The following is a 26,756-nucleotide window of genomic DNA, read 5'->3' on the forward strand; positions in this document are numbered from 1 at the left end:
CGACGCCGACGCCGCTGCCGACGCCCGTCGCCGCCTCGTCGGGACCTCAGACGGCGTCGATGATGTCGATGACGAAGAACAACGTGGCCCCGCCGGGGATGTCGGCGCCCGCGCCGGCGTCGCCGTACCCCAGGTCGCTGGGGATCGACATGATGACGCGGCTGCCGACCGGGACGCCGACGAGGCCCTGGTCCCAGCCGGCGATGAGGGAGCCGACCCCGATGGGGGCGGAGAACGGCTCCTTGCTGAAGCTCTCGTCGAACGGCGCGTCGGCGTCGGGGAGCTGGCCGAAGTAGTCGGCGGTGATCGTCTGGCCCTGCTCGACGGGCGGGCCGTCGCCGGTGACGACCTCCTCCACGAGCAGCTCGTCGCTCAGCGGGGCGATGTCGGCGAAGTCGAGGCCGGTGACGTTGTCGTCGCCGTCGGTGAGGATCTCGGGTGCCCAGTCGGGCGTCTCGCTCGGCGCGGCCTCGCTGCCCGTGTCCGGCGACTGCGTCTCCACCGCGGGGTCGGTGGCCACGTCCGCGTCGTTCTCCTCGCCACAGCCGACCAGGAGGGCGCCGCCCAGCAGGGCTGCCGCGCTGAGAGCGGCGAGGCGACGGGGCAGGGTTCGGCTGGTGGGACGCATCATGGCGCCAGGGTAGTCAGCGGGCCAACAGCCGCATCGGCTCACCCCAGGTCGCGGCGCAGTGTCGTCCAGCGCGCCAGGAGTGCCAGGGCCGCGGCATAGGCGAGCAGGACGGCGATCCCGGCTCCGCGCGAGAGCACGTCGGCGGAGCCCATGCTGGCGAAGAAGCTCGCCCCGATGACCGCATCGGCAGCCGCGCCCGGGAGGTACGCCGCTGCGCCCGCGAGACCGTCGACCGAGGCCAGCCCCACGCGCGCGATGGGCTCGACGAACTGGGTGAAGGCGATGATGACCACGATCGCCGCCACCTGGTTGGTCACCAGCGCGCCGAAGGCGACTCCGATCGCGGCCCACACGACGGTGACCAGGGCGCCGTAGGCAAGGACCTGGAGCACCTCGCTGTCAGAGAGGAACGCCCCGTCGCCCACGAGGGCCAGGACCGGGGCGCCGCCGACCACGACCGCGACGCAGGCCACGACGCCGTACAACAGTCCCAGCGGCACCGCGGCGAGCAGCTTGGCTGCCAGAAGGACCCCGCGTCGCGGCTCGACGAGCAGGGACTGGGTGATCGTGCCGTGGCGGAACTCGGAGGTCATCGCGAGACTGCCGATCACCAGGGGGAAGACGTAGCCGATCGCGTTGATCAACGAGTAGACGATGGTGGCGGCCTCGACGCCCGAGGCGACCGGCATCCCCGGAGCCCCGCCGGGCCCGTCGCCCGACTCGGCGTTGACGGAGAACGCGATCACGGCGGCCAGGAACGCCAGGTAACCGGCCATGACGATCAGCAGGATCCACCAGAACCTGGTCGAGACCAGCTTGCGGTACTCGGTGAGCAGTGCTGCCCTCATCGCGCGTCCTCTCCCTGGGTCGTGGGCGGGGCCGTCAGCCGCAGGAAGACCTCTTCCAGGTCCCGGCCCCGCGGTGTCAGCTCGTGGAGCTCCACCCCGGCGGCATGGGCGGCGCCCCCGACCAGAGGGGCCGGGGCACCGGCGACCAACCACCCGGCACCGCTGGCCTCAGCACTCCAGCCGTGCTGCTCGACCAGTCGCGCCACCGCGGCGCGGTCCGGGCCCTCGACGTACGTCGTGTGCTCGGCCAGGTCGGCCAGCCCGGCGAGCGAGGAGGCGTGCACCAGCCGTCCGCGTGCGATCACGACCACGTCGTCGACAGTGCTCTGCACCTCGCCGAGCACGTGGCTGGAGACCAGCACGCTGCGACCCTCCTCGGCCAGGTGCCTCAGGAAGCCCCGCAGCCACACGATCCCTTCGGGGTCCAGTCCGTTGGCGGGCTCGTCCAGCACGATCGTGGGCGGATCGGTCAGCAGCGCCGTGGCCAGACCCAGCCGCTGCCGCATGCCCATCGAGTACCCGGACACCCGACGGCGCGCAGCGGCGCCGAGCCCGACCAGGTCGATGACCTCGCGGCACCGCGCGTCACTCACTCCCACCTGCGGGGCGTAGACGCGCAGGTGGTCGAGCCCGCTGCGCCCCGGGTGGAAGCTGGATGCCTCCAGGGCAGAGCCCACCACCCGACCGGGTCGCGCGTGCTCGACGTAGGGGCGATCCCCCACCCGGGCACGCCCGGCGCTCGGACTCATCAGGCCCAGCACCATGCGCAGGGTCGTCGTCTTGCCCGAGCCGTTGGGACCGAGGAAGCCCGTCACCGCACCCGTGCGGACGGTGAAGGACAGGTCGTCGACTGCTGTGACCGGTCCGAAGTGCTTCGTGAGTCCCTCGACCGTGATCGCCGCTGTGCTCATGCCCAGCACCATAGAGCGCGACCCGGTGGGACGGGTGCGGCACAATCGTCCCGTGCGTCCCTCCCCCCACCGTTCGGCCGCCCGGCCCTTGGTCGCCGCCGCGCTGGCGTGCATGCTGCTCGCCGGCTGCGGTGGCGGCGACACGAGCGATCAGGACCAGGCCAGCGACACGAACGTGTTCGCCGAACGCGCCCAGACCCTGGTCGAGAAGCCACGTCTGGAGGCAGCCGCGAAGCAGGCAGCGGGCGACGGCGACGCCCAGGAGGCCTCGGCGCTCGAGCGCCTGGCCCGGACCCCGACAGGCATCTGGCTGACCCCGGAGTCCTACGGGGCCGACCAGGTCGGTGCGTACGTCACCGAGGTGGTCGCGGCCACCGAGGCCCTGACGGTGCCACTCTTCGTCCTCTACGGGATCCCCGACCGCGACTGCACCGGCGGTTTCTCCGCCGGGGGGCTCACCGCCGACACCTACCTGCCATGGGTGCAGGCCATCGCCGGCGCCCTGGCCGACGCAGGAACCGACACCGCGGCCGTCCTCGAGCCCGACGCGCTGGCCGGCTCGGTGGCCTGCGGCCCGACCGACCGGATGTCGCTGCTGCGCCAAGCCCTGCAGACCCTGGTCACCGCAGGAGTGACGACGTACGTCGATGCCGGTCATTCCGACTGGATCCCGGCGAGCGAGATGGCTCCGCTGCTGGAGAAGGTCGGGGTCTCGAGCGCCCGCGGCTTCGCCACGAACGTCGCCAACTACCAGCCCGTGGCCCGGGAGCGCGCGTACGGCGCCGAGCTGAGCGGTCTGCTCGACGGGGCCCACTACGTGATCGACGTGGGACGCAGCGGTGACCCCACGGGGACCGGCGAGCCCGTCACCGACTGGTGCAACCCCGTGGGCCGCGCCCTCGGCGAGGACCCCGGGTTCGTGGACGACGACACCGCTCTCGACGCACTGCTGTGGATCAAACCGCCCGCGGAGAGCGACGGCGAGTGCCACGGAGGACCTGCCGCCGGGGAGGTCTGGGTCGACCGGGCCGTGAGCCTGGCGGGCGCTGCCGGCTGGTAACCGAAGGGTTACGTTCCTGATCCTCCCGCAGGTATCGGGGACGTCCCGCACCGATGCCGATACCATGAAGCGCGTGCATGGAGACAAGGTCGCGGTCATTGCCGAGGACGACCCGGACGTCCGCGATCTCATCGAGATCGTCCTGGCCCAGTCGGGCTTCACGATCTTCCACGCCCCCGACGGACCGGCTGCCATCGCCGCGGTGCGCGAGCACCGGCCTCTGCTGACCACCCTCGACGTCAACATGCCCGGCATGGACGGCTTCGCGGTCGCCAAGCGCCTGCGCGAGTTCAGCCAGACCTACCTGATCATGATCACCGCGCTGACCCAGGAGATCGACATCATCCGGGGCTTCGAGGCCGGCGCCGACGACTACCTCGTCAAGCCGTTCCGTCCACGTGAGCTCCGCGCTCGGGCCGACTCCATGCTGCGCAGGGTCGCCTTCGCGGACGGCACGTCCGGACAGGACCCGACCCCGAGTGCCCCGGCTCCGCCACCCCAGCGCGCTCCGGAGTCCTGGGCAGCTGCCGCGGTGCGCGAGTTTCAGGAGGAGATGAGCCCCGACTCGCGTCGGCGCCATGCCCATCGCTACCACGCGGACCAGACTCCCCCGGCCCAGCCGGCCCAGCCGACCCAGCCGACCCAGCCGGCCGCCGCGCCACCCGCGAGCCCAGCACCCGCTGCCTCTGACCCAGCACCGGGGGCTCGGGAGGCCACTTCGGCGGCGCCCGCCGCGCCCGCTTCGCCCGTCGTCCCCCCGGTACCGTCCCGGCCGAGCCCACCCAGCTCGGAGGCGCGTGCCGAGGGCAACGCGTTGATCTTCCGGGACCTCACCGTCGACACCACCACCGGCCAGACATCTCGCGACGGACGCTCGCTCTCCCTGACGGACCCCCAGCTGCAGCTCCTGGTCTCCCTGCTGGGGAGCGGACGACGGGTCCGGAGCAAGGCCGACCTGGTCCTGGCGCTGCGGGGCGAGCAGTTCGTCACCTCGCACTTCGTCAACGAGGCGGACAAGCGCGCCGTCGAGGGACACATCGCCGGGCTGCGACAGACGCTCGGAGACGACGAGGCCTCGCCGAAGTACATCGAGACCGTCAAGGGAGTCGGCTTCCGCCTCGCCGGGTGAGCCGCCGTACGACCTCCGAGCGAGCGCGCCGACGCCGATCGGGCCGCTCAGTTGGCGTTGATCGGGATCTCGGCCACTTCGGTCTCCTCGTCGGACTCGAAGATCCGGATCGGGACCTCCTGCTTGATCGTGCGCTTGAGGTACTTCGAGCCGCCGGCCTCCGCTTGTACCGAGATCGTCGCCTTGAAGGTGAGGATGACGCCACGGGTGTCCAGCGACATCCACTTGATGGGCTGGTTGCGCAGCTCGAAGGCGCCCTTGGGTGAGGTGATCAGCATCCCCCGGGCCGTCTGCACGGGCTCGGGGTCGAAGGTGGCCTTGGCGGCCTCGACGTCGAGCTTGTAGGGGTGCTTGGTCTTGCCTCCGTCGATCGTGACGGTGTCGGAGGTGACCTTCATCCGCTTGAGGTAGACCAGCCGCTTGGTCTCGAACGGGTCGCGGAGCTTCTGCGACAGGTCGTAGGCCTGGAAGGTGAAGGAGAAGTACTTCAGGCCCTTGGGGTACCACTCGTTGGTGCGCGGCGTGGACTTCGTCGGGTAGAGGGTCAGCACCATGTCCATGCCCTTGGCACCCTTGACGTCGAGGTGCGACTGGAACGTCCCGTCGCGGGTGAACTGGGAGTCCACCAGCGCCTCCTCGACCGCCGCCGAGGTCGGTGCCTCGACCGGCGCCTCCTCGGTGTCCGAGCCGAGCACCGAGCACGAGGACGCTGCCACCACGACGGCCAGGACCCAGGCCAGCGTGCGAGGGACGCGGATGCCGCTCATGCCTTGAACCCCCGGTAACGCTTGCTTGCCTTGATGAACATCCACGCGGTCTGGAGGACCGTGATGATCCCCAGGATAGGCCAGCACACCGCCAGGACGTCGGAGCGCGCGTCGACCGGGACCTGCAACCAGATGGCAGCACTGGTCGCGAGGAAGAGCAGCAGGGCCAGGTAGGGGTAGAGCCAGGAGGAGCCCTTGCCGCGCTCGGCCTTCGCCTGGGCGGCCCAGTTGTCGGTCTGCTGGTGGCTGAAGAACTTCAGCCAGGCGCGCACGAAGTGCCCCATGCGAGTCCACATGTAGACCTCCGCCGGGACCAGGGTGATGGCGAAGAGATAGTCACGCCGGTTGGCGAAGGCCATCGAGCGAGCAACCCGGAAGTTCAGCAGGATTGCGATGAACGGCGGGATCGCCCACCAGGCCTGGAAGACGAAGGCATCGATCGACAGGGACCCGAGCAGCAGCATCAGGAACATCAGCCGGGTGACCATGTTGATCACCATCGACATGTGCTCGAACCACCGCAGCCGCAGGTTCGGGTGGAGCGGTTGCCCGCGGGTGTCACCGCGCTGGCCGGGCCACATCAGGTCGATGGCACCGAAGTTCCACTTGACCTGCTGGGCGTCCAGGCTCCGTAGGGTCGTCATGCCGCCCACGTGGGCGCGCGCGGTCGCGCTGATCTTGGTGAGGTACCCGGCGCTCTTGATCTGCAGCGACAGCAGGGAGTCCTCGACCTCGCTGTCCTTGACCCACGGGGTGCGCTGGTGACTGTCACGAAGGACGTCGCGCAGGGCCCGGGTGGAGAAGATCGAGAACTGCCCGCCGAGCACCGCCATGTTGCGGCCCTTGAGGAGGTTCTGCATGTTGAACGCCGAGAACTGGGCGCGCTGCCCGGCGATGAGGAACTTCGCCATCGGCCCGTCCAGAGCGCTGTCGTCGATCGAGTAGATGGCCGAGATGCCGCCGATCCGGTCGTCGCTGGAGATCTCGTCGACCAGCGCCTCGATGGCGTCGGGCTCGGGGGTGGTGTCGCCGTCGACGCCCAGCACGAAGTCCATGTGCTCGACCAGGGAGTAGCCGTAGTTGAGCGCGCCGACCTTCTTGTCGGGGTTCTTGCCGATGTCGTGGACGTAGATGACGGTGTTCTGCAGCCCGTGCGGTCCCCGGCGCTCATGCGGGCCGGCGTAGTGCGAGGCCACCTCGACGGAGTCGTCGCTGGTGTTGTTGATGATGACGTGGATGACGTCGGGCAGCCGGGTCTGCATCAGCAGGGAGTCCAGGACCCCGGCGATGGTCTCGGCCTCGTTGTAGGCCGGGATCACGCAGCCGACCGTGGCCCGGTGCTCGGGGATCGAGGCGACCTCGTCGAGGTACTGGTCGGCGTACGAGCTCAAGGTGGCGTCGGGGAGCCGGACGTACGGGCCCTCCAGGTCGGGGCGCGAGACGGTGGTGTCGTCGGTCATCGGTGGCCTCTCAGGGCGCTGCGTCGGCGACGGTCCAGCACTGCATACCGTCCTGCTGCTCGTTGGGGAGGTGGGGCAGGGCGACGGTGCCCAAGGAGGTGCGCTTGCCGGTCGTGATCGCGAAGGTGCCGGTCCGCGTGGTGTCGTACTTGCAGTAGCTCAGGTCCTGGCCGAGGTACGGCGAGTTGGGTCCCGGCCCTGCCACGACGGTCATCCCCTTCTGGGTGAGCAGCTGACCGTCCAGGGTGAAGCCACCCGAGCTGTCGGCGGTGTCGGAAGCCACCTGGTTGCCGCTCGAGTCCAGCAGCTTGACCGCCGCGCCCGCCAGGGGCTCCCCGGGGTTGTTCTCGTCGACGACAGTGCCGGTCACCCACGCCCCCCGCTTGGTGAGCCGCGCGCTGGCGAAGGCGACGCGACCGGGCTTCACCTTGGCCTTCACCTTGATCCGGGCCGGCAGGTAGTTGCCCGACCCGGGGACCTGGAGGTCGTAGGCGCCCGGGTAGAGGCCTTCGAAGGTCACCGAGCCCCGGCGCGACTTGGCGGTCCAGAACTGGCCGCTCTTGCGGCTGACCGCGGTGACGAACGCCGTACCGGGAAGTGCCTTCTTGCCGGCGTACAGGTCGACGAGCAGGCCACCGGCCTTCTTGGTGAGCTTGATCGAGACCGGGGTGAACTTCTTGCCCTTGACCTTCGGCAGGTAGAGGGACTTGCCGACCCAGGTGGCCTTGCGGTCGTAGGTGAAGACGGAGTACTTGCCGGGTGGCAAGCCGCCGAGGGCGAAGTTGCCCTTCTTGTCAGCGGTGGTCTCGAAGGACTGCTCGTCGGTGTTGGCCGCCACGACACGGGCCTTGCGCGCCACCTTGCCGCCGGCCTTGACCGTGCCGCCGATGGAGGCACCGCGTCGCATCTTGATGCTCTTGACGGTGGTCTTCCCGGAGCGGACCGTGACCTTCACGGTGCTCGGACGATTCTTCTTGACGTCGTAGGACGGCGCCTGGTCGACCGCCTGGAGGTAGTAGGTGCCGGGAGCCAGGGAGAGCGAGTAGGCGCCGCCACGGAACTTCCGCGCGCCCAGGTAGCCCCACTGGTTGTCGAACCACAGCAGCTTGACGGTCACGGCTCCACCGCCGGAGGCGATGATCTCGCCGCGGACTCGACCCTTGTCGACCGCGTGAGCGGCGGGCGCCGGTGCAAGCGCGAGGAGCAGCAGCACCAGCGCCAGCACGCTCGTCAACCCTCGGCGCATGCCGCCCGTGGTGCGTATTCCGCCCGTGGTCCCCACCGATTTTTCCTCCGCTGCCGTGTTGTTGTCGTTCGCGACGTCTGTCCTGTACCCGATGAGCCGGCGTCCAGACGGCGGAGATCCAGAACTGCGTGCGCGGTCCTCCCGACCGCTCGACGTCGCGGGCGGTGCCCGCAACGCCTCTGAGCCTAGGCACGGCGTCTCCGGTAGGGCGCAAGCAGACCTCAAGCGTTGCTCAAGGCTTCGTGGTCGACGAGCGCAGGCTGGCGGCCATGGCAGCCAGCTCGTGCTGCGGCGCTGCGTGCGGACCGCGGTCCCCGACGTACACCCACGCGGTCACGCGACCGGTCGCCCGCACCTCGTCCCTGACCGGGGTGAGCACGTCGATCGCCACCTGCGGTGCGCCGCACTCCCCCGGGTCCGCCACGTCGAGCACCGTCCTGGTGAGCCTGGCCCGCTGCCCGTCGGGCAGCGTGACCAGCCACGGCGCTGCCCGCGAGGGCAACGAGGTCGTGGCGCCGATCGCACGCTCGAAGCGGCGGACGAGGCGAGCGTGGCTCGGCCCGCGCGCGAAGCCGACCACAGCCCGCGCCGAGAACGGCTCGAGGCACCGCCCGTCGGCGTAGCCCTGGTCGAAGGTTGCTGATCCCGTGAGGTGGGCGACCGAGCGACCACCGGGACCGGTGAAGCCGAGGTCGTGCTTCTGCACCGTCCAGGGACCGGCGGGCACGGCGTACGACAGCCCCGAAGGACCGTCCACGCGCACGTCGGCCGGCACCGGCTCGCGGACGTGGGACGAGCACGCCACCCCCAGGAGCAGCACGAGCAGCACGAGCAGCAGTCCGAGACGCACCCCGGCGACGCTAGCCCTGGTCTCGCAGGCGAGCCAGCGGTCCTCCACAGGAGGTCCGCGTCAGTGCGTCAGCTGCGCCTTGACCACGTCGGCCAGGCGGTGCGCGACGACATCGGCCGCCTCCTGGGTCGGCGCCTCGACCATCACCCGCACCAGGTCCTCGGTGCCGGAGGGTCGCAGCAGGACGCGCCCGGTGTCGCCCAGCAGGCCTGCCTCGGTGGCCACCGCCTCGGCGAGCACCCCGTCGGTCTCCGCGCGGGACTTGTCGACGTCGGGCACGTTGACGAGGACCTGCGGCAGCCGGGTCATCGCGCCCGCCAGGTCGGCCAGGGGCCGGCGCGACGTCTTCATCCGCTGCAGCACGTGGAGGGCGGTGAGGATGCCGTCACCGGTGGTGGCGTGCTCGCGCATGATCACGTGACCGGACTGCTCGCCACCCAGGGAGTAGCCGCCGGCACGCATGGCCTCGAGGACGTAGCGGTCGCCGACGGCCGTCTGCAGCACCTCGATCCCGGCGGCGCTCAGCGCCTGCACGAGCCCGAGGTTGCTCATCACGGTCGCCACGAGGGTGTCGTGGGCCAGGTGTCCCGACTCGTGCAGCGCCAGCGCGAGGACGACCATCAGCTGGTCGCCGTCGACGACCGTGCCGGTGTGGTCGACGGCCAGGCACCGGTCGGCATCGCCGTCGACCGCGAAGCCGGCGTCGGCCCCGTGGGCGAGGACCGCGGCCTGCAGCGGCTCCAGGTGGGTGGAGCCGCACCCGTCGTTGATGTTGAGCCCGTCGGGCTCGGCGCCGATGGTGATGACCGTCGCACCCGCGTCACGCAGGGCGCGCGGCCCGACCTCGCTCGCCGCGCCGTGGGCGCAGTCGAGGACGATGGTCAGACCCGTCAACGGCCGGTCGCGCGAGCCCTCGAGCGTGCTGACCAGGTAGGCGGCGTACTGCGCCACGGTGCCGTCGTGCGGCATCACGCGGCCCACGTCGGCGCCCACCGGGCGGTCCCACTCCTCGCCGAGGCAGGCCTCGATCTCGGCCTCGAGGGCATCGTCGAGCTTGACCCCGCCGTGGGCGAGGAACTTGATGCCGTTGTCGGGCATCGCGTTGTGGGAGGCGCTGATCACCACGCCGAGGTCGGCGCCGAGCAGATCGGTGAAGTAGGCGACTCCTGGCGTGGGCAAGACCCGCAGTCGCAGCACGTCGACACCGGCGGAGGTGAGCCCGGCGACGACGGCGTGCTCGAGGAACTGCCCCGAGATCCGGGTGTCGCGGCCCACCACGGCAAGCGGACGACGTCCGCTGAACTCCCCGTGGCCGACCAGCACCCGGGCAGCAGCAACGCCGAGGTCCAGGGCCAGCTCAGCGGTCAGACGACCGTTGGCCAGACCCCGGACCCCGTCGGTGCCGAAGACCTTCGGCATGAAGCGACTACCGCTTGGAGAACTGAGGCGCCTTACGGGCCTTCTTCAGACCGGCCTTCTTGCGCTCGATGACGCGGGCGTCACGCGTGAGCAGCCCGGCCTTCTTCAGCGTGGGGCGGTTGGTCTCGAGGTCGATCTCGTTGAGGCAGCGGGCCACACCGAGGCGCAGGGCGCCGGCCTGGCCGGTGATGCCACCGCCGTGGATGCGCGCGATGACGTCGAAGCGACCCTCCAGCTGCAGGGCAGCGAAGGGCTCGTTGACGACCTGCTGGTGCAGCTTGTTGGGGAAGTAGTTGTCGAGCTGGCGGCCGTTGACCGTCCAGACGCCGGTGCCGGGGACGATCCGCACGCGGGCGACGGCCTCCTTGCGGCGGCCGGTGGCCTGCGCCGGAGCGATCGTCGCGGGACGCTCGGGGGCGTCGGCCGACGGGGCGCTCTCGGAGCTGTAGGCGACGCCCTGCTCGTTGGTCTCGAAGGTCTCCTCGACCTCGGTGCTCTCGGTGGTGCCGGTGGTCTCAGCCACGGTGATTCCTCTTCTTCAAGTCTGGTGACGCTGTGCGGAACAAGTCGGGTAACAGGCGCTTTCCGGGGACTACTGCGCGACCTGGGTGATCACGTAGGGCACGACCTTCTGGGCCTCGTGCGGGTGGTTCGGGCCGGAGTAGACCTTGAGCTTCTTGATGATCTGACGTCCGAGCTTGTTCTTCGGCAGCATGCCCCAGACCGCGGTCTCGATGGCCTTGCGCGCGTCCTTCTCGAGGATCTCGCCGATGGGGGTGGCCGAGAGACCACCCGGGTAGCCGGAGTGGCGGTAGGACAGCTTGGTGGTGGCCTTGTTGCCCGACAGGGCGACCTTCTCGGCGTTGACGATCACCACGAAGTCACCGGTGTCGGTGTTCGGGGCGAAGATCGCCTTGTGCTTGCCGCGCAGGAGACCCGCGGTCGCGACGGCCAGACGGCCCAGGACGATGTCCTCGGCGTCGATGACGAGCCAGGAACGCTCGATGTCACCGGGCTTGGGTGCGTAAGTGCGCATGGAGATGCTCTTCTTCGTTCGTAGGTCCACGACGGAGGAGTCCGCACGTGGTCGTGCTGGTGGTGCGACGTCCTTGACGAACACGGCCCGGCTTCACCGCCCCTCCCCGTCTCGGCGGAGGTGCGACTGTCCGGATCTGCGGCTCGGTCGAGAGGTACGACCGGACCGCGGCAGGGACGCGACATGCCAAGATACGGCGCCGTCGTGAGCAGGGTCAAAACGCCATGGACCGACAGCGCCGGCGGGCCGGGGTGCCTGATGGATGGGACACCGGGTTCACACCGCTGCGCAGCGCCGTCTAAGTTGGCAGTGTGACTGACTCTCTCACCGTCCGCGACAACCGCACCGGGCTGGAGTACGACGTCCCGATCCTCGACGGCACCATCAAGGCCGGCGACCTCGGGAAGATCCGGACCGACGACGACGAGCCAGGCCTGGCCGTCTATGACCCCGGTTTCACCAACACCGCGTCCTGCCGCTCCGCCGTCACCTACATCGACGGCGAGAAGGGCATCCTGGAGTACCGCGGCTACCCGATCGAGCAGCTCGCCGAGAGCTCGACGTTCCTCGAGGTGGCCTATCTCCTGATCCACGGCACGCTGCCCACCAAGGCGGAGTACGAGGCCTGGGTGCACGAGATCACCTACCACACGTTCGTCCACGAGAACGTCAAGACGTTCATGCAGGGCTTCCGCTACGACGCGCACCCGATGGGCATGCTGATGGCCTCGGTCGGTGCCCTGTCGACGTTCTACCCGGACGCCGGCCGGATCTCGGACGCCGACAACCGCCACATCCAGGTGGTGCGGATGATCGCCAAGATGCCGACCCTCGGCGCCTGGGCCTTCCGCCACGCCCAGGGCAAGCCGTACGTCTACCCCGACAACGACCTGAGCTACACGGCCAACTTCCTCTCCATGCTCTTCAAGATGAGCGAGTCGAAGTTCGAGGCCGACCCGCGCCTGGTCAAGGCGCTGGACATTCTCTTCATCCTGCACGCTGACCACGAGCAGAACTGCTCGACCAACGCGGTGCGCTCGGTCGGCTCCTCGCAGGTCGACCCCTACTCGGCTGTCGCTGCGGGCGTCGGTGCGCTCTACGGGCCGCTGCACGGCGGAGCCAACGAGGCCGTGCTGAAGATGCTGCGCCGGATCGGGTCGAAGGAGAACATCCCGGCCTTCATCGAGGGCGTCAAGAACGGCAACGAGAAGCTCATGGGCTTCGGGCACCGGGTCTACAAGAACTTCGACCCGCGCGCGACGATCATCAAGAAGGCCTGCGACGACGTCTTCGAGGTCACCGGGGTCAACCCCCTCCTGGCGATCGCCAAGGAGCTGGAGAAGATCGCGCTCGAGGACGAGTACTTCATCAAGCGCAAGCTCTACCCCAACGTCGACTTCTACTCCGGCCTCATCTACGAGGCCTTCCAGTTCCCGCCCGAGATGTTCACGGTGCTCTTCGCCATCGGCCGTACGCCGGGCTGGCTGGCGCAGTGGGTCGAGCTGGTGCAGGACAAGGAGCAGAAGATCGCTCGTCCGAAGCAGATCTACACCGGCGAGCGACGCCTGGACTTCGTGCCGGCAAGCGAGCGTTGGGCATAGCACCCCGAGGCGTCGTCTGGGACCTCGGCAACGTCCTCATCGACTGGGACCCGCTCGCGGCGATCGCGGCGGGGGTCGGTGAGGACGAGGCCCGGCGGTTCCTGGACGCCTTCGACTTCCGAGCCTGGAACCACGGGCCCGACAGCGGCGGCTCCTGGACCGACGCCGAGGCCTGGCTGGACGCCGAGCACCCGCAGTGGTCGGCGCACGGCCGCTCCTACCGGCCGCACTTCGCGCACTCGCTGCTGGGCGAGGTGCCGGGCACCGTCGATCTCGTACGGCGCCTGCACGCCGCCGGCGTACCGCAGTGGGGGCTGACCAACTGGTCGGCCGAGCTCTACCCGCACGCCCCCGCGTCGTTCGACTTCCTGACGCTGCTGGAGGACGTCGTGGTCTCGGGGGTCGAGGGCCTCGCCAAGCCCGACCCGGCGATCTACGAGCTCCTGGTCGCGCGGACCGGGCACCCGTTGTCGGAGCTGGTCTTCGTGGACGACCGCGCGGACAACGTCGAGGCGGCCGCCGCGTGCGGCATGGACGCGCTGGTCTTCACCGACGCCGAGACCCTGCGGGCCGCGCTGCTGGAGCGTCGCCTGCCGCTCTGAGGGACGCGGTCAGTCAGGCAGGTCGGGAAGTGCCGGCTTGTCGAGCCACGCCACGAAGAGATCGGCCAGGTCGGCCCCGGTCTCCCGGACCGCGTGGCCGACGAAGTCGGACGTCGTGACGGTCCCGCCGGAGTGCTCGGCCACCCACGACTTCACCAGGGCGAAGAACGCCTCGTCGCCGACGGTCAGCCGCAGCGCGTGCAGGGTCAGGGCACCGCGCTTGTAGACGCGGTCGTCGAACATCAGCTCGGGGCCGGGATCGGCCAGCACGAGCTTCTGGTCCAGCCCGGACAGCCGCTCGTGGTGGTGGCGCGCCCAGTCGTCGGCGGAGTCCCCGCCGGACTCCTCGGACCACAGCCACTCGCAGTAGCAGGCGAAGCCCTCGTGCAGCCAGATGTCCTTCCACCACCGCAACGTCACGGCGTTGCCGAACCACTGGTGCGACAGCTCGTGGGCCACGAGGCGGACGGAGTCCCAGTCGTCGGTCATGAAATTGCGGCCGAAGGTCGACAGGCTCTGGGACTCGAGGGGTATCTCGAGGTCGTCGTCGGTGATCACGACGGTGTAGACCGGGAAGGGGTAGTCGCCGAAGAGCCCGGCGAAGAAGCGGAGCATGTCCGGGTTGCGCCCGAACGCGGCCTCGAAGCCCTCCCCCGGCTCGGGCGGCACCGCGGCCAGCAGCGGGGTGCCGCGCTCGCCCGCGTCGAGCTCGCGGATCTCGTAGCGGCCCAGCTGCACGGTGGCGAGGTAGGTCGCCATGGGCTCGCGCTGCTCGTAGATCCAGGTGGTGGCGCCGGCGCCGCGGGCACGCTTGGTCAGCAGGCCGTTGGCGACGACGGTGTAGCCGTGCGGGGCCGCGAGCTCGATGCGGTACGTCGCCTTGTCGTCGGGTCGGTCGTTGCAGGGGAACCACGTCGGGGCTCCGTGCGGCTGGCCGGCGACGATCACGCCGTCCTCGAGCTCCTCCCACCCGGCGTCGCCGTGATGCTTCTCGACGAGCGGCTTGGGGGTGCCGGCGTACTTCACCGTCAGGGTGAAGGCGGTGCCTTCGCCGAGCTCGGTCTTGGCCGTGACGACCAGGCGGTTGCCACGCACGGCGTACTTCGCCGGAGTCTTGCCGTCGAGCAGGACCTTGGAGACGTCGAGGCGGGACAGGTCCAGCACGATGCGCCGTGTCGCCTCGATGATCCTTCCCTCGATGACGGCCTGCCCGCGCAGCTGGTTGCGGGTCAGGTCGTAGGAGAGGTCGAGGTCGTAGTGCCGGGCGCTCCACGACGGGTCGCCGTGCCCGGGCAGGTAGGGGTCGGCGGTGGGGAGTCCGTTGGTCGAGGCGCTCGAGGTCAGCTTCACGAAGCGCCCACCCGGTCGTCCCAGGGGCCGATCGGGTTGCCGATCCAGGTGGTCTTGTCGGGCACCGACTCGCCCCTCATCACCAACGACACGGGTCCGACCGTAGCGTGGCGCCCGAGCGTCGCTGCAGGCAGGATGACGCTGTTGGGACCCAGGGTCGCACCGCGGCGCAGCACCACGACGTCCTTGGCGAAGCGGCGGTCGTGGAAGAGATGGGTCTGCACGACGCTCCCCTGGTTGACGGTGGCGCCGTCGCCGATGATGACCAGGTCGGTCTCCGGCAGCCAGTAGGACTCGATCCACACACCACGACCGATGCGCGCCCCCATCAGGCGGAACCACGCGTTGAGGACCGGCGTGCCACTGACCGCTCGGGCGAACCACGGTGCCGCGACCACCTCGACGAACGTGTCGGCGAGCTCGTTGCGCCACACGAACCCGCTCCACAGCGGGTGGGTGCCGGGCCGCATCCGCCCCACCAGGAGCCACTTGGCGGCCGTGGTGATCGTCGCGGCGGCGAGGCCGGTCACGACCAGGACCGGCCCGGTGAGGATCAGGGCGACGAGGACGCCCGGCCCCTCGAGCAGCGCCAGGAGGGCGACGATCACCAGCGAGCTCAGCAGGAACGAGACCATCACCGGCACCAGACGACCCAGCTCGACCAGCGCGCGCAGGACGCGCAGCCGCGTAGGCGGGTGATAGGTGCGGTGGTCGGTCTCGGCGTCCGCCGTACGTCGTAGCGGAGCCGGCGGGCTGCCGAGCCAGGACTCGCCAGAGCGTGCCTTCTTGCGGCGCGGCGCCGCGGACAGCACCGCCACCAAGGACGCCTTGGGCACCTTGCGCCCGGGCGCTGCCATGCCGGAGTTGCCGACGAAAGCCCGCTTGCCGATCTTCACCCGCTCGACGCGCAGCCATCCCCCGCCCAGCTCGTAGCCACCGATGAGGGTGTCATCGGCGAGGAAGGCCTCGTCGTTGACCTGGGTCAGCGACGGGACCATCAGCACCGTGGAGGCCTCCACGTCCTTGCCGATCCGCGCCCCCAGCCGACGCAGCCACCACGGTGTCAGCGTCGAGGAGTAGAGCGGGAACAGCCAGGTGCGGGCCTCGTCGAGCACCCGGACCGTGGTCCACACCGCCAGCGCGGTGCGGCTGCGGACCGGATGGACCCCGGCACTGATCGCCCGCCCCGCCAGTCGCACCACGCCCCAGACGAGCAGGGCGAGGACGAGCAGCCCCAGCACCGTGGAGAGCGGCACCCACACGAGCAGCCCGACGACGCCACCGGGCCCGCTGGGACGGTCCGCCCACAGCAGCGGCGGCAGCACGGCGGCGACGACGGCCAGGACGGGGAGCAGCGACAGCCCGAGCGCGGTGGCGACGTACGCCGCCACCCACGCGCGCGACCCGGTCGGACGCTCCTGCCACGGACCTCGAGCGTCGTCGGCTCGCAGCACCGCGGGCGACCCGGCCCAGTACTCCCCCGCCGGCACCTCCCCGAAGACCGCCGAGCCCGGGGCGACCTCGGCATCGGCGCCGACGACGGCGCCGGGACACAGCATGCTGCGCGCGCCGACGCGAGCGCGCGCACCGACCCTGATCTCGCCGAGGTGCAGCACGTCGCCGTCGACCCAGTAGCCAGTGAGGTCGACCTCGGGCTCGATCGAGGCGCCCTTGCCGAGCTTGAGCATCCCGGTCACCGGTGGCAGTGAGTGCAGGTCCACGTTGCGACCCACCTGGGCGCCGAGCAGCCGGGCGTACCAGGTGATCAGCGGGGCGCCGGCCAGGTTGGTCGCTCCGATCTCGTCGGCCACGTGGGTCGCCAGCCACAGGCGCAGGTGGGTCTTGCCGCCGCGCGGGTGGTCCCCCGGCGTGACCGGATGGAGCAGTGCTCGTGCGGCCGCCGCCGCGACGAGCATCCGCCCCGGTGGGCTGACGAAGAGCGCACCCAGCACGAGCAGCAGCCAGCCGGAGACGTCCGGCAACCACGCCAGCTCGTCGAGTCCGCCCAGCAGCAGGCAGCCCAGGCCCACCCAGAAGAGCCAGCGGGGGGCGGCCAGGCAGCGGACCAGGACGGTGGCGGCGACCTGGCCCGCCTGGGTCTTGATCGGGGTGGGCCGCACGTTGCTGCGGTCACTCGTGGTGGCCAGCGCCATCGAGTCGAGGTGGGTGGCGATGGCGCCGAGGGTGGGATGGGCGTAGAGGTCGCCGACCACGACGTCGGGGTAGCGCTCCCGCAGGCGCGAGACCATCTGCGCCGCCGTGAGACTGCCCCCACCGAGGTCGAAGAAGTCCGCCTCGCGGGTCTCCACGCCGGCCCCGAGCACGTCGAGCCACAGCTCGGCGACCCAGGTCTCGACGTCGTCGAGGTCCGTGCTCCCCGGCGACGAGCTGCGCGGCAGGGGCCACGGCAGGGCATCGCGGTCGACCTTGCCGGAGGTCCGGGTGGGCAGCGTGTCGACCACGGCGAGTCGCGGCACCAGCGCCGCGGGCATCTGGTCGCGCAGGGTCGCCAGGGCAGTCGTCTGGTCGAAGGTCGCGTCGACGGCGACGTACCCGACGAGCAGGCTGTTGCCGGCACTCGTCCTGCGTACGGCGGCCGCCGCGCCGTTGACGCCGGGCAGACCCAGGAGCGCACTGTCGATCTCGCCCAGCTCGATGCGCCGTCCACCCAGCTTGATCTGGTCGTCTGCTCGTCCGCCGAAGAGCAGTCCTCCGGGCTCGTTGACCACCAGGTCGCCACTGCGGTAGGCGCGCTCCCAGCCGAGGGTGGGCATCGCGGCGTACTTCTCGGCGTCCTTCGCGGGGTCGAGGTAGCGGGCCAGTCCGACGCCGCCGATGATCAGCTCACCGGTGGCACCCACCGGCACGGGCAGCCCGTCGGCGTCGACGACGGCGAGGTCCCACCCGTCGAGCGGCAGACCGATGGGCACCACGCCCTGACCGGTCAGCTCCGCGCCACAGGCGACGACGGTGGCCTCCGTGGGTCCGTAGGTGTTCCACACCTCGCGGCCGGGCGCGACGAGGCGCGCGGCCAGCTCCGGCGGACAGGCCTCGCCGCCCATGATGAGCAGGCGGACACGCTCGAGGGCCTCGGCCGGCCACAGGGCAACCAGGGTCGGCACCGTCGACACCACCGTGACCTCGTTGGCGACCAGCCAGGGTCCGACGTCGATGCCGCTACGCACGAGGGCGCGAGGGGCGGGCACCAGGCAGCCCCCGTAGCGCCAGGCCAACCACATCTCCTCGCAACTGGCGTCGAAGGCGACCGACAGCCCGGCCATCACCCGGTCCCCGACGCCCAGCGGGGCCTCCTGCAGGAACATCCGGGACTCGGCATCGACGAACGCAGCTGCCGACCGGTGGCTGACCGCGACGCCCTTGGGCTTGCCGGTGGAGCCCGAGGTGAAGATGACCCAGGCGTCGTCGTCCTGCGCAGGGTCCTCGAGGTCGCGAGGCACGGCGTCGGGACGTCGCGAGACGATCGCTAGGTCGTCGCCGACGACGGCGGCCACGTCGGCCTCCTCGAAGACGACGCGTGCCCGCTCGTCGGGGTCGTCGGCGTCGACGGGCACGTAGGCCGCGCCGGCCAGCAGGATGCCGATGATGGCGACGTAGAGGTCGGTGGTGCCGGAGCTGACCCGGACTCCGACCTTGTGGCCCGGCCCGACCCCGAGCTCGGCCAGCTGGGCGGCGAGGGCGTCGGCGGCCTCCTCGAGCTCGGCATAGGTCAGGACGCCGGTGCCGGCGTCGACGGCCGGTTCGTCGGCCGCCTGGGCGGCGGTCTCGCGGAAGATGTCGACGAGGGTGCGGGGGGACGGCGCGAAGGCTCCCCGAAGGAGCGGGTGGGTCGCGGCGTCGTGGTCGGCGTCGGTCACGGGGGCGAACCTGTCGAATCGAGGTGAACGGGAGATGTCGTCGTCTCACGAACGGGGGTGGGCCAGTCTGTCAGCCCTCGGCTCAGCGCTCCGCCGTCCTTCCCGAGGCGGAGAACGCGTCGTCCATGCACGCGGCATCGCGCAGCGCACCGGCGATCACGCCGAAGTCGCCGGCCGGCACCTCGAACAGGCCCTGTCGGAACGGCAGCCCCCACCGCTGCTCGTCGGTCACGAAGCCGAGCATCGGCAGGAGCGGACGGATGGGGACGGCTCGCACCTGCTCGAACTCCACCCTGCGTCGCCACGGCTCGGAGCCCGGCTGCTGCCTCACCTGGTAGGGCTCGTCGTCGGCGATCACCCCGAGCGCGGTGAGGTGCTGCAGCGCCTTGGCGGCGCCGATCTCCGCGCGCGGCGAGTAGAACGCAATCCCGTCGCCTCGGCGCAGTCTCCGCAGCCGGGTGTCGCGGCCGTGCCCTGCCTGGGTGAAACCGCCTGCGACCCCGAGCAGCACGTGGTCGAGGCTGATCGTGTTGACCCAGTAGCGGGTGTCGGGTCGCGTCGGGGTCGCTGCCTGCATGACGCGAACCAACCACACGCCACCGACAGCCACCATCAGGCCTGGATCGGCCGGCGCGCTCGAAGCTCTCAGTTGACCCCGCGGTCGCGTCCCTCCCAGAACGGCTTGCGCAGGTCCTTCTTGAGGATCTTGCCCGTGGGGTTGCGAGGGAGCGGCCCGGTGACGTCGATGGTCTTGGGGCACTTGAACGCGGCCAGGTGCTCGCGGCAGAAGGCGATCAGCTCGTCCGGCGTGGCCTCGGCTCCCTCGTTGAGCGCGACGACCGCCTTGACCGCCTCGCCCCACGTGTCGTCGGGCACCCCGATGATCGCGACCTCCATGACCGCGGGGTGCTCGGCCAGCACCCGCTCGACCTCGGGCGAGTAGATGTTCTCCCCACCGCTGATGATCATGTCCTTGAGCCGGTCCTCGACGAAGACGTAGCCGTCGGCGTCGACCTTGCCCATGTCGCCGGTGCGGAACCAGCCGTCCTCGGTGATCACCTCGGCGGTCGCCTCGGGCTTGCCGAGGTACCCCGAGAAGCGCTGCGGGGTCTTGAGCCAGATCTCGCCGTGCTCACCCGTGGGCAGGTCATCACCGGTGCCGGGATCCACGATGCGGACCTCGGTGTTGGGGATCGGCCTGCCGGCCGAGACCAGGCGCTCGGGGTGACCCGACGACACAGCGGTGCGGTGGTCCTCGGAGCCGAGCTGGGTCACCACGCCCGCGACCTCCGTCAGGCCGTAGACCTGGAGGAAGTCGGTGTCGGGCCAGGCTTCCATCGCCGCGCGCAGCAGCGGCGCCGGCATCGGCGCGGCGCCGTAGGTGTAGGTCTTCAGCGCGGCGAAGAGCTTGACCGCGTCCTCGCCGGCCTGCAGGACCTGGGCGAGCACGGCGGGCACCAGGAACGTCCGGTTGGCGCCGCCCAGGATCGCGCCGGCCAGGGATGCCCCGTCCGGGTCGCGGGTCATGATGCTCGGCACACCGTCATGGATCGGGAACAGGACGTACGACGAGCCGCCGACGTGGAAGAGCGGCATCGCGACCATCGCCTTGTCGCCGGGCTCGAACGACCAGCCGTCGTGGGCGTTGAGGGTGTGGCTGACCATGTTGGTGTGGCTCAGCATCACGCCCTTGGGACGGCCCGTGGTGCCGGAGGAGTACATGACCAGGCAGGTGTCCTCCGGGGTCACGTCGGCCTGGCGACCGACCGGGGCGGCGGCAGCCAGCCACGACTCGTACTCGTCGTCGACGCCGTCGGGCGTCACCTCGATGATCTTCTCCACCGAGCCGAGGCGGTCGCGGATCTTCTCGATCGTCGGCATCAGCTCGCGGCCCACGAACAGGACCTTGGCGCCGGAGTCGTTGACGGCGTAGTCGATCTCGTCGCCGGCCGAGCGCCAGTTGATGATCGCGTTGGCGGCTCCGAGCGAGCCGGCCGCCAGGGAGGTCTCGACGCACGCCGGGTGGTTCTTGTCGAGGAACGACACGACGTCGCCCCGTCCGATGCCGAGAGCCTGCAACCCGCCGGCGTTGCGCCGTACGCGCTCGTCCCACTGGCTCCAGGAGAAGGTGCGCGAGCCGTACGTGATCGCGTCGGCGTCCGGGGTCTCGGCTGCCCAGTGCGCGATGCGGTCGTCGGTGAAGGTCGGGGTGGGTGCGCTCATGGGGCCATCCTTGCCGACCACCGCCGACTTCGTGTGAGCCGGGCCACACCAACGGGCCGGAAACTTCTTGTCGAGGGCCCAGGGTCGTCTCAGCCCTCTCACAGCCACGCTCCGCACAGTGGAGCCATGACCGAGCAGACGCCCCACCCGCAGGACCCGCACCGCCCCGAGGACCCGCGCCCCGCCGAATTCCAGGAGTTCGGCCGCCCCTCCTACCCGCCGCCGTCCGGCCCGCCGGCCGGCGCCCCGTGGGCCGCGCCGGACTCGACCCAGGTCCTGCCCGTCCAACCGCGCCCGAGCCAGAGCCACCCCGCACCCCGCGGACGTAGGCGCTTCGCGGTCGGGATCGTCGCTGCCGCGCTGCTCGTCGGTGGCGGCGCCGGGCTCGGTGGCGCCGCGGCGTACGACGCCTTCAACGACGACGACGGACCGGCGGCGACCGCGAGCGGCGTCTCGACCAGCCCCGTGGTGAGCTCCTCCGACGAGCCGGCCGCCGAGGGCAGCGTCGAGCAGGTCGCCAGCGTCGTTCTTCCCTCGGTCGTCAAGCTGGACGTCAGTGACGGGAGGCAGGCCGGCTCGGGCTCGGGCGTCATCCTGTCGTCCGACGGCGTCATCCTCACGAACAACCACGTGGTGGAGGTCGCCGGCAACGGTGGCCAGATCACGGTCTCGTTCAGCGACGGTAGCCACGCCGAGGCCACGATCCTCGGCACCGACCCGCTCACCGACACCGCGGTCATCCAGGCCGAGGGCGTCGACAGCCTGACGCCGGCCACGATCGGCGAGTCCAGCGGCGTCGACGTCGGCGAGGGCGTCGTGGCGATCGGTTCGCCCTTCGGCCTCGACGCCACCGTCACCTCGGGCATCGTCAGCGCGCTCAACCGTCCGGTGGACGTCGGGACCGACCAGGCCGGCAACGCGACCGTCTATCCCGCCATCCAGACCGACGCCGCCATCAACCCCGGCAACAGCGGGGGGCCGCTGGTCGACCTGGCCGGGCACGTGATCGGCATCAACTCCTCGATCCAGTCCAACGGCACCACGTCGGGCGAGGCGGGCTCGATCGGTCTCGGCTTCGCGATCCCGATCGACGAGGTGCTGCCGGTCATCGAGCAGATGAAGGCCGGCGAGACGCCGACCCACGCCCGGCTCGGCGTGCAGGTCGGCAACGTGACCGACGACGGCTCCGGCGCCCTGGTCATCGACGGCGCCCGGATCCAGGACGTGGGAGCCGGCTCCGCCGCCGGGGACGCCGGGCTCGAGAGCGGCGACATCGTCACCAAGATCGACGACTCGCTCATCACCAGCTCCGACTCGCTCGTGGCAACGATCCGCTCCTACCGCCCCGGCGACGAGGTCACGGTGACCTTCGAGCGCAACGGCCAGGAGCAGACCACGCAGCTCACGCTCGACTCCGACGCGGAGTCCACCGACTCCTGACCGAGCTTCCTGGCGCGACTCCCGACGAGGAGGCGTCAGGGCGAGACCCCACGGGAGAGGGGACGGTGCGGCCCCTGGGTAGGGCCGCACCATCGCCGGCGACCGTCACTTCCCCCCGACGGTCGCCGGCTTTCCCGTGCTCCCGCCCGCCTTCACCGTCACCGGTTCAGGAGAGCCCGGCGAGCAGCTCCCGCTGCTCGTCGGTCAGCAGTGGCCGGAGCCGGTCCAGCTCGTCGGGCGGTACGACGCGCAACGTTGCGCTCAGCAGCTCGATGGGCAGCACCGTGGCCAGGCGTGCCATCGCCGCGTGCTCCTCGCGGTCGAGCAGGACGCCGGTCAGGGCCGTCACGGTCATCTCGTCGACCCGCGCGATCACCGGGCCGAAGCGGACCGGGTCCAGGGCCAGCGCGAGGTCGGCGAGCTCCTCGTGGTCGAGTTCGGCGACGATGCGGTCCAGCTGCTCCGACGGCAGGTGCGCCACCACGCGCTCCAGGGTCTCGTTCCACTCCAGCAGGGGCACGACGCAGAGCAGGTCGTGCGGCGACGCCGCCTCCAGGGCCGCGACGAGGGCGTCCTCGTCCACCACTCGGGCGAACTCCGCCATCACGACGTACTCGCGCCGCTCGAGGAGCAGGTGCGCGACCTCTCCCACGCGTGGCGCCGGGATCGCGCGCACCACCTCGCGGGACCCCACCGGGTCGAGGGCGACCGCGATGTCAGCCAGGTAGGGCAGGGAGACCCGGCCGACCAGGTCGCGCGCGCGGGCGGGCTCGAGGTGCTCGCACACCCGGGCCGCCAGCACCGGTGGCAGGAACGTCTGGGCCAGGCGTCCCGCCACGGGGGCGGGCAGCTTGGCGGCCAGCCCGGCCACCGCCGCGAAGCGGGCGCGGGCACCGCGGTGGATGGCCTCGCCGATCTGGTCGTGCAGCGTGCGCAGGTCGTCGGCGGGCACCGCGGCGAGCTCGACGGGCAGCTCCTCCACCTCCACGCCGAGCAGCCGGGCCACCCGCACCAGCTGGGGGTGGGTCGGGACCGAGGCGGCCTGCGCCGTCACGCGCCCAACGTCTTCCGGACCAGGCCGCGCACCGGCAGGGGGACGCCGCGCAGGGCCGTCTCGACGGCCTCGGCGTTGAGGGCCGCGGTGACGCGCCGGGCCTCGTGGACCTGGGAGGCCAGTGCGGACCGGGTCTCCTCGGCCAGGGCGCGGACGGTGGTGGGGGGCTCGGTGCCGAGCACCTCGGTCAACGGATCCATGGTGGTGACTGTGACACAACGAACACGGTGTCGCAGGTAGATCTGGCTCAGGCCGAGGGGGCCAGCCGCTTCTGGAACTCCCCGGCCCGCGCGACCGGCACGAACCCGAGCCGCTCGTTGACACCGATCATGTGCGCGTTGACCTCGGCGTTCCAGGTCACCACGCGGTCGGCACCGATGCCCAGGCTCTGCAGGAGCCGTAGGTTGGCGACCTTCACTGCCATCCCCAGCCGGTGACCCCGGTCGGCGGTGCGCACCAGGGTCCCCCACTGGTAGGCCTTGCCGGACTCGTGGGGCGTGTAGGCGAGGTCGGTGTACGCCGCCACCTCCCCCTCGGCGGTCAGCGCGACGGTGCACACCACGGTGCGGCCCTGCTTCTCGGCGACGGCCTCGCGCTCACGCAGATTGGCGACGTCGATCGCCTCGGGTTCGCGTTCCGACTCGCCCATCGGGGCCTCGGTCATCAGGCTGCTGCTGAGCGTCTCGTAGCCGAGCGCCAGCTGCTCAGGCACCGCGCCGACCCACGACTGGAGCCGGTAGCCGGCGTGCTTCTCCTCGGCCTCGGAGGTCAGCTCGGCGAGAAGGGCGTCGTCGACCGGGAGCACCAGCTCGCGCTGCACGTCGCCCAGCGTCAACCGGTAGCCACGGGCCAGCGCGAACTCGCGGCCCGGCCACCCGGCACCGTCGGAGCCATGCTCGTCGGTCCAGCTGATCCCTGTCTCGAGGCGAGTCCGCCCGAGCTCGCGTGCCCGGTGCTCGATGAAGGACAGCATCGCCGTGCCGTGGCCCCGGCGACGGGCCTGAGGCACGACGTTGACCGAGAACGTCGCGCTGTCGAGGTTGTCCTGCAGCGGCAGGACGTGGGCACCGGTGGCCACCACGACCCCGTCCACCGTGCCGACGTACAGGTGCTGCTCGCGGGTCCGGCTGGGCTCGCGCAGGGCGACCTTCAGCTCCGGCAGGGTCCAGATGGTCGCCAGGTCGCCGAGCCCCTCGCGCTCGGCGAGCGCGTGGGCGTCGTAGCACTGCGCGAGCGCGTCGTCGTCGAAGAGATCGATCTCGGCGATCTCCAGCGGGCTGCTCGTCATCGCGCTCGTTGCACCCTTCCCTCGTCCCAGACCGGACCGTCGGACTCGTAGACGTCGCCGTCGGCGCCGTAGACCAGGAACCGGTCGAAGCCGCGCGCGAACCAGCGGTCGTGCGTCACCGCGAGGACCGTGCCCTCGAAGGCGTCGAGGCCGGTCTCCAGGGCCTCGGCGGACTGGACGTCGAGGTTGTCGGTCGGCTCGTCGAGCAGCAGCAGCGTGGCACCGGAGAGCTCGAGGAGCAGGATCTGGAACCGGGCCTGCTGGCCGCCGCTGAGCGACTCGAAGGTCTGCTCCGACTGCACGCTCAGCTCGTAGCGGTCGAGCACGCGCGCCGCCTGCTCGCGACCCATGCCCGCGCGCCCGTGCAGCGAGCCGTCGCCGCGATGCAGGATCTCCAGCAGCGTGCGCCCCTCGAGCTCGGGATGGTCGTGGGTCTGCACGAACCAGCCCGGGCGCACGCGGGCGCCGAGCTTGGCCTTGCCCTGGTGGTCGACCGGAGCGATCGTCACGTCGCCGACCGGCTGGTGCTCGACGTCGGGGTCGCTCCCGCCGGCAGCCAACAGGCGCAGGAAGTGCGACTTGCCCGAGCCGTTGGACCCGAGGACGGCGACCCGCTCGCCGTACCAGACCTCGAGGTCGAAGGGCCGCATCAGCCCGCGCAGCTCGAGATCCGTGCACACGACCGCGCGCTTGCCCGTTCGCCCGCCCGTCAGGCGCATGTTGACCTGCTGCTCGCGCGGCTGCTCGGTCGGCGGCCCGGCCTCCTCGAACTTGCGCAGCCGGGTCTGGGCGGCCTTGTACTGACTCGACATCCCGTCGTTGTACTCGGCCTTGATCTTCATCCGCAGCACGAGCGCCTTGATCTTGGCGTGCTCCTCGTCCCAACGGCGGCGCAGCTCCTCGAAGCGCGCGAACCGATCCTGGCGAGCCGCGTGATAGCTCGTGTAGTCGCCCGGGTGGGTCCAGACCTTGTTGCCCGAACCCGGGCCGCCGCTGCCGAGCTCGACCGTGACGACGCGGGTGGCGGTGTTGGCCAGCAGCTCGCGGTCGTGGGAGATGAAGACGATCGTCTTGTCGCTGGCGCGGATCCGTTCCTCGAGCCAGATCTTGCCGGGCACGTCCAGGTAGTTGTCGGGCTCGTCGAGGAGCAGCACCTCGTCGGGACCCGCGAGCAGGTACTCCAGCACGGTGCGCTTCTGCTCGCCGCCGCTGAGGGTCTTGAGATCGCGGTACTTGGCGCGGTCGTAGGACAGCCCGAGCGCCTTCATCGTGCACACGTCCCAGGTGACCTCCAGGTCGTAGCCGCCGGCGTCGGCGTACTCGTGCAGCGCCTCGGCGTAGCGCATCTGCGTCTTCTCGTCGTCGGTCTCCATCAGCGCGAGCTCGCACGCGTCGACGGCTCGGGCCGCCTCGCGGATGCGGACCGGTGAGACGCTGAGAAGCAGGTCGGCGACGGTCGGATCCCCCTCGGAGGTTGAGCCTGACGAAACCCCGGCCTTCACGTCCTGGCGCATGACGCCCAGTCCGCCCGTCCTCGTCACCGCGCCCCCGTGCGGCACGAGGTCGCCGGTGATGATCCGGAACAGCGTCGTCTTGCCGGCGCCGTTGGCGCCGACCAGCGCGACCTTGGCGCCCTCCCCGACCCGGAACGACACGTCGTCCAGCAGGAGTCGCCCGTCCGGCAGCTCGTAGCGCACTCCGGCGACGTCGACATGTCCCACGGGAGGTCATTGTGCGCGACTGAGGCGCTGGGGCGCATCCGGGTTTCGGCGGTGACCTGATTCCTCGGGGTGGGTGTGGCGCCGCGCGCGTAGTCGACCCATCTTCGGGGTGGGTGTGGCGCCCGCGCGCGTAGTCGACCGGGTCTCGCCGTCAAGGATCTCGCTGCGCTCGACCGCTGCGCGGTGCCTGCGGCATCCGTTGACTGCGAGCCTCTCCCGGTCGACTGAACGGCGCGCTCAACGGC

General features: G+C 70.9%; 23 protein-coding genes. 5 read left to right on the forward strand and 18 right to left on the reverse strand.

Going from position 1 to position 26,756, the window contains the following annotated elements; genetic code table 11:
- Nucleotides 1-46 precede the first annotated feature (46 nt).
- Genes Q1K33_RS06365 through Q1K33_RS06375 form a run of 3 tightly spaced genes read right to left on the reverse strand, consistent with a single transcriptional unit; the run spans nt 47 to nt 2,390 of the window.
- Nucleotides 47-631, reverse strand: coding sequence for an FKBP-type peptidyl-prolyl cis-trans isomerase (locus tag Q1K33_RS06365; protein WP_300401869.1), 585 nt, complete (start codon nt 629-631; stop codon nt 47-49).
- Between the two features lie 38 nt (nt 632-669).
- Nucleotides 670-1,479, reverse strand: coding sequence for an ABC transporter permease (locus Q1K33_RS06370; protein ID WP_300401871.1), 810 nt, complete (start codon nt 1,477-1,479; stop codon nt 670-672).
- Entirely contained in the window at nt 1,476-2,390 is a 915-nt protein-coding gene (locus tag Q1K33_RS06375; protein ID WP_300401873.1) for an ATP-binding cassette domain-containing protein, read from the reverse strand. The genes Q1K33_RS06370 and Q1K33_RS06375 overlap by 4 nt, the downstream gene beginning before the upstream one ends.
- A gap of 52 nt (nt 2,391-2,442) precedes the next feature.
- Between Q1K33_RS06375 and Q1K33_RS06380 the strand changes: the two genes are divergently transcribed.
- Together Q1K33_RS06380 and Q1K33_RS06385 are read left to right on the forward strand one after the other, a co-directional pair.
- On the forward strand, nt 2,443-3,450 hold the full coding sequence (locus Q1K33_RS06380; RefSeq protein WP_300401874.1) for a glycoside hydrolase family 6 protein: 1,008 nt from the start codon (nt 2,443-2,445) through the stop codon (nt 3,448-3,450).
- 73 nt (nt 3,451-3,523) lie between these two features.
- Nucleotides 3,524-4,579, forward strand: a complete 1,056-nt coding sequence (locus Q1K33_RS06385; RefSeq protein ID WP_300401875.1) for a response regulator transcription factor — start codon at nt 3,524-3,526, stop codon at nt 4,577-4,579.
- 47 nt (nt 4,580-4,626) lie between these two features.
- Here Q1K33_RS06385 and Q1K33_RS06390 read toward each other — a convergent pair whose 3' ends face one another.
- The 7 genes from Q1K33_RS06390 to rplM form a co-directional block, all read right to left on the reverse strand.
- Nucleotides 4,627-5,346 carry a hypothetical protein gene (locus tag Q1K33_RS06390; RefSeq protein ID WP_300401876.1) on the reverse strand — a complete coding sequence of 240 codons (720 nt, stop codon included), beginning with the start codon at nt 5,344-5,346 and terminating at the stop codon, nt 4,627-4,629.
- Nucleotides 5,343-6,806 carry a glycosyltransferase family 2 protein gene (locus Q1K33_RS06395; protein ID WP_300401877.1) on the reverse strand — a complete coding sequence of 488 codons (1,464 nt, stop codon included), beginning with the start codon at nt 6,804-6,806 and terminating at the stop codon, nt 5,343-5,345. Before Q1K33_RS06395 ends, Q1K33_RS06390 begins: the two co-directional genes overlap by 4 nt.
- A 10-nt stretch (nt 6,807-6,816) precedes the next feature.
- Complete coding sequence (locus Q1K33_RS06400) at nt 6,817-8,031, reverse strand: carboxypeptidase-like regulatory domain-containing protein (RefSeq protein ID WP_300401878.1); 1,215 nt, start codon at nt 8,029-8,031, stop codon at nt 6,817-6,819.
- Nucleotides 8,032-8,284: 253 nt separating this feature from the next.
- On the reverse strand, nt 8,285-8,902 hold the full coding sequence (locus Q1K33_RS06405; RefSeq protein WP_300401879.1) for a hypothetical protein: 618 nt from the start codon (nt 8,900-8,902) through the stop codon (nt 8,285-8,287).
- A 60-nt stretch (nt 8,903-8,962) separates the two neighbouring features.
- Nucleotides 8,963-10,321 (reverse strand): phosphoglucosamine mutase, encoded by a 1,359-nt coding sequence (glmM, locus tag Q1K33_RS06410; protein WP_300401880.1) that lies wholly within the window; start codon nt 10,319-10,321, stop codon nt 8,963-8,965.
- 7 nt (nt 10,322-10,328) lie between these two features.
- Nucleotides 10,329-10,844 carry a 30S ribosomal protein S9 gene (rpsI, locus tag Q1K33_RS06415; protein WP_300401881.1) on the reverse strand — a complete coding sequence of 172 codons (516 nt, stop codon included), beginning with the start codon at nt 10,842-10,844 and terminating at the stop codon, nt 10,329-10,331.
- Between the two features lie 69 nt (nt 10,845-10,913).
- A complete protein-coding gene (gene rplM, locus Q1K33_RS06420; protein WP_300401882.1) occupies nt 10,914-11,357 on the reverse strand; it encodes a 50S ribosomal protein L13 in 444 nt (147 codons plus the stop codon).
- A gap of 311 nt (nt 11,358-11,668) precedes the next feature.
- On the opposite strand from rplM, the gene Q1K33_RS06425 reads away from it, so the two are divergent.
- Together Q1K33_RS06425 and Q1K33_RS06430 are read left to right on the forward strand one after the other, a co-directional pair.
- Nucleotides 11,669-12,958 (forward strand): citrate synthase, encoded by a 1,290-nt coding sequence (locus Q1K33_RS06425; protein WP_300401883.1) that lies wholly within the window; start codon nt 11,669-11,671, stop codon nt 12,956-12,958.
- Nucleotides 12,949-13,560, forward strand: a complete 612-nt coding sequence (locus Q1K33_RS06430; protein ID WP_300401884.1) for an HAD family phosphatase — start codon at nt 12,949-12,951, stop codon at nt 13,558-13,560. The genes Q1K33_RS06425 and Q1K33_RS06430 overlap by 10 nt, the downstream gene beginning before the upstream one ends.
- Before the next feature lie 9 nt (nt 13,561-13,569).
- Here the strand turns inward: Q1K33_RS06430 and Q1K33_RS06435 are convergent, their stop codons facing one another.
- The 4 genes from Q1K33_RS06435 to Q1K33_RS06450 form a co-directional block, all read right to left on the reverse strand.
- Complete coding sequence (locus Q1K33_RS06435; protein ID WP_300401885.1) at nt 13,570-14,910, reverse strand: M1 family metallopeptidase; 1,341 nt, start codon at nt 14,908-14,910, stop codon at nt 13,570-13,572.
- Nucleotides 14,907-18,785: a Pls/PosA family non-ribosomal peptide synthetase gene (locus Q1K33_RS06440; protein WP_300401886.1), complete on the reverse strand. Its 3,879-nt coding sequence runs from the start codon at nt 18,783-18,785 to the stop codon at nt 14,907-14,909. Before Q1K33_RS06440 ends, Q1K33_RS06435 begins: the two co-directional genes overlap by 4 nt.
- An 82-nt stretch (nt 18,786-18,867) precedes the next feature.
- Nucleotides 18,868-19,362 (reverse strand): EVE domain-containing protein, encoded by a 495-nt coding sequence (locus Q1K33_RS06445; protein ID WP_300401887.1) that lies wholly within the window; start codon nt 19,360-19,362, stop codon nt 18,868-18,870.
- 68 nt (nt 19,363-19,430) lie between these two features.
- On the reverse strand, nt 19,431-21,008 hold the full coding sequence (locus tag Q1K33_RS06450) for a long-chain-fatty-acid--CoA ligase (protein WP_300401888.1): 1,578 nt from the start codon (nt 21,006-21,008) through the stop codon (nt 19,431-19,433).
- A 126-nt stretch (nt 21,009-21,134) separates the two neighbouring features.
- Between Q1K33_RS06450 and Q1K33_RS06455 the strand changes: the two genes are divergently transcribed.
- Nucleotides 21,135-22,448, forward strand: coding sequence for a trypsin-like peptidase domain-containing protein (locus Q1K33_RS06455; RefSeq protein ID WP_300401889.1), 1,314 nt, complete (start codon nt 21,135-21,137; stop codon nt 22,446-22,448).
- A gap of 166 nt (nt 22,449-22,614) precedes the next feature.
- Here Q1K33_RS06455 and Q1K33_RS06460 read toward each other — a convergent pair whose 3' ends face one another.
- From Q1K33_RS06460 to Q1K33_RS06475, 4 genes are read right to left on the reverse strand one after another with little or no spacing between them, the layout of a single operon-like run.
- Complete coding sequence (locus Q1K33_RS06460; RefSeq protein ID WP_300401890.1) at nt 22,615-23,502, reverse strand: hypothetical protein; 888 nt, start codon at nt 23,500-23,502, stop codon at nt 22,615-22,617.
- A complete protein-coding gene (locus Q1K33_RS06465; protein ID WP_300401891.1) occupies nt 23,499-23,702 on the reverse strand; it encodes a hypothetical protein in 204 nt (67 codons plus the stop codon). The genes Q1K33_RS06460 and Q1K33_RS06465 overlap by 4 nt, the downstream gene beginning before the upstream one ends.
- A gap of 47 nt (nt 23,703-23,749) precedes the next feature.
- Nucleotides 23,750-24,790, reverse strand: a complete 1,041-nt coding sequence (locus tag Q1K33_RS06470) for a GNAT family N-acetyltransferase (RefSeq protein ID WP_300401893.1) — start codon at nt 24,788-24,790, stop codon at nt 23,750-23,752.
- A complete protein-coding gene (locus tag Q1K33_RS06475) occupies nt 24,787-26,511 on the reverse strand; it encodes an ATP-binding cassette domain-containing protein (protein WP_300401895.1) in 1,725 nt (574 codons plus the stop codon). The genes Q1K33_RS06470 and Q1K33_RS06475 overlap by 4 nt, the downstream gene beginning before the upstream one ends.
- Nucleotides 26,512-26,756: the final 245 nt, after the last annotated feature.

Origin of the sequence: Nocardioides sp., assembly GCF_029937575.1 — a bacterium.
Lineage (GTDB): Bacteria > Actinomycetota > Actinomycetes > Propionibacteriales > Nocardioidaceae > Nocardioides.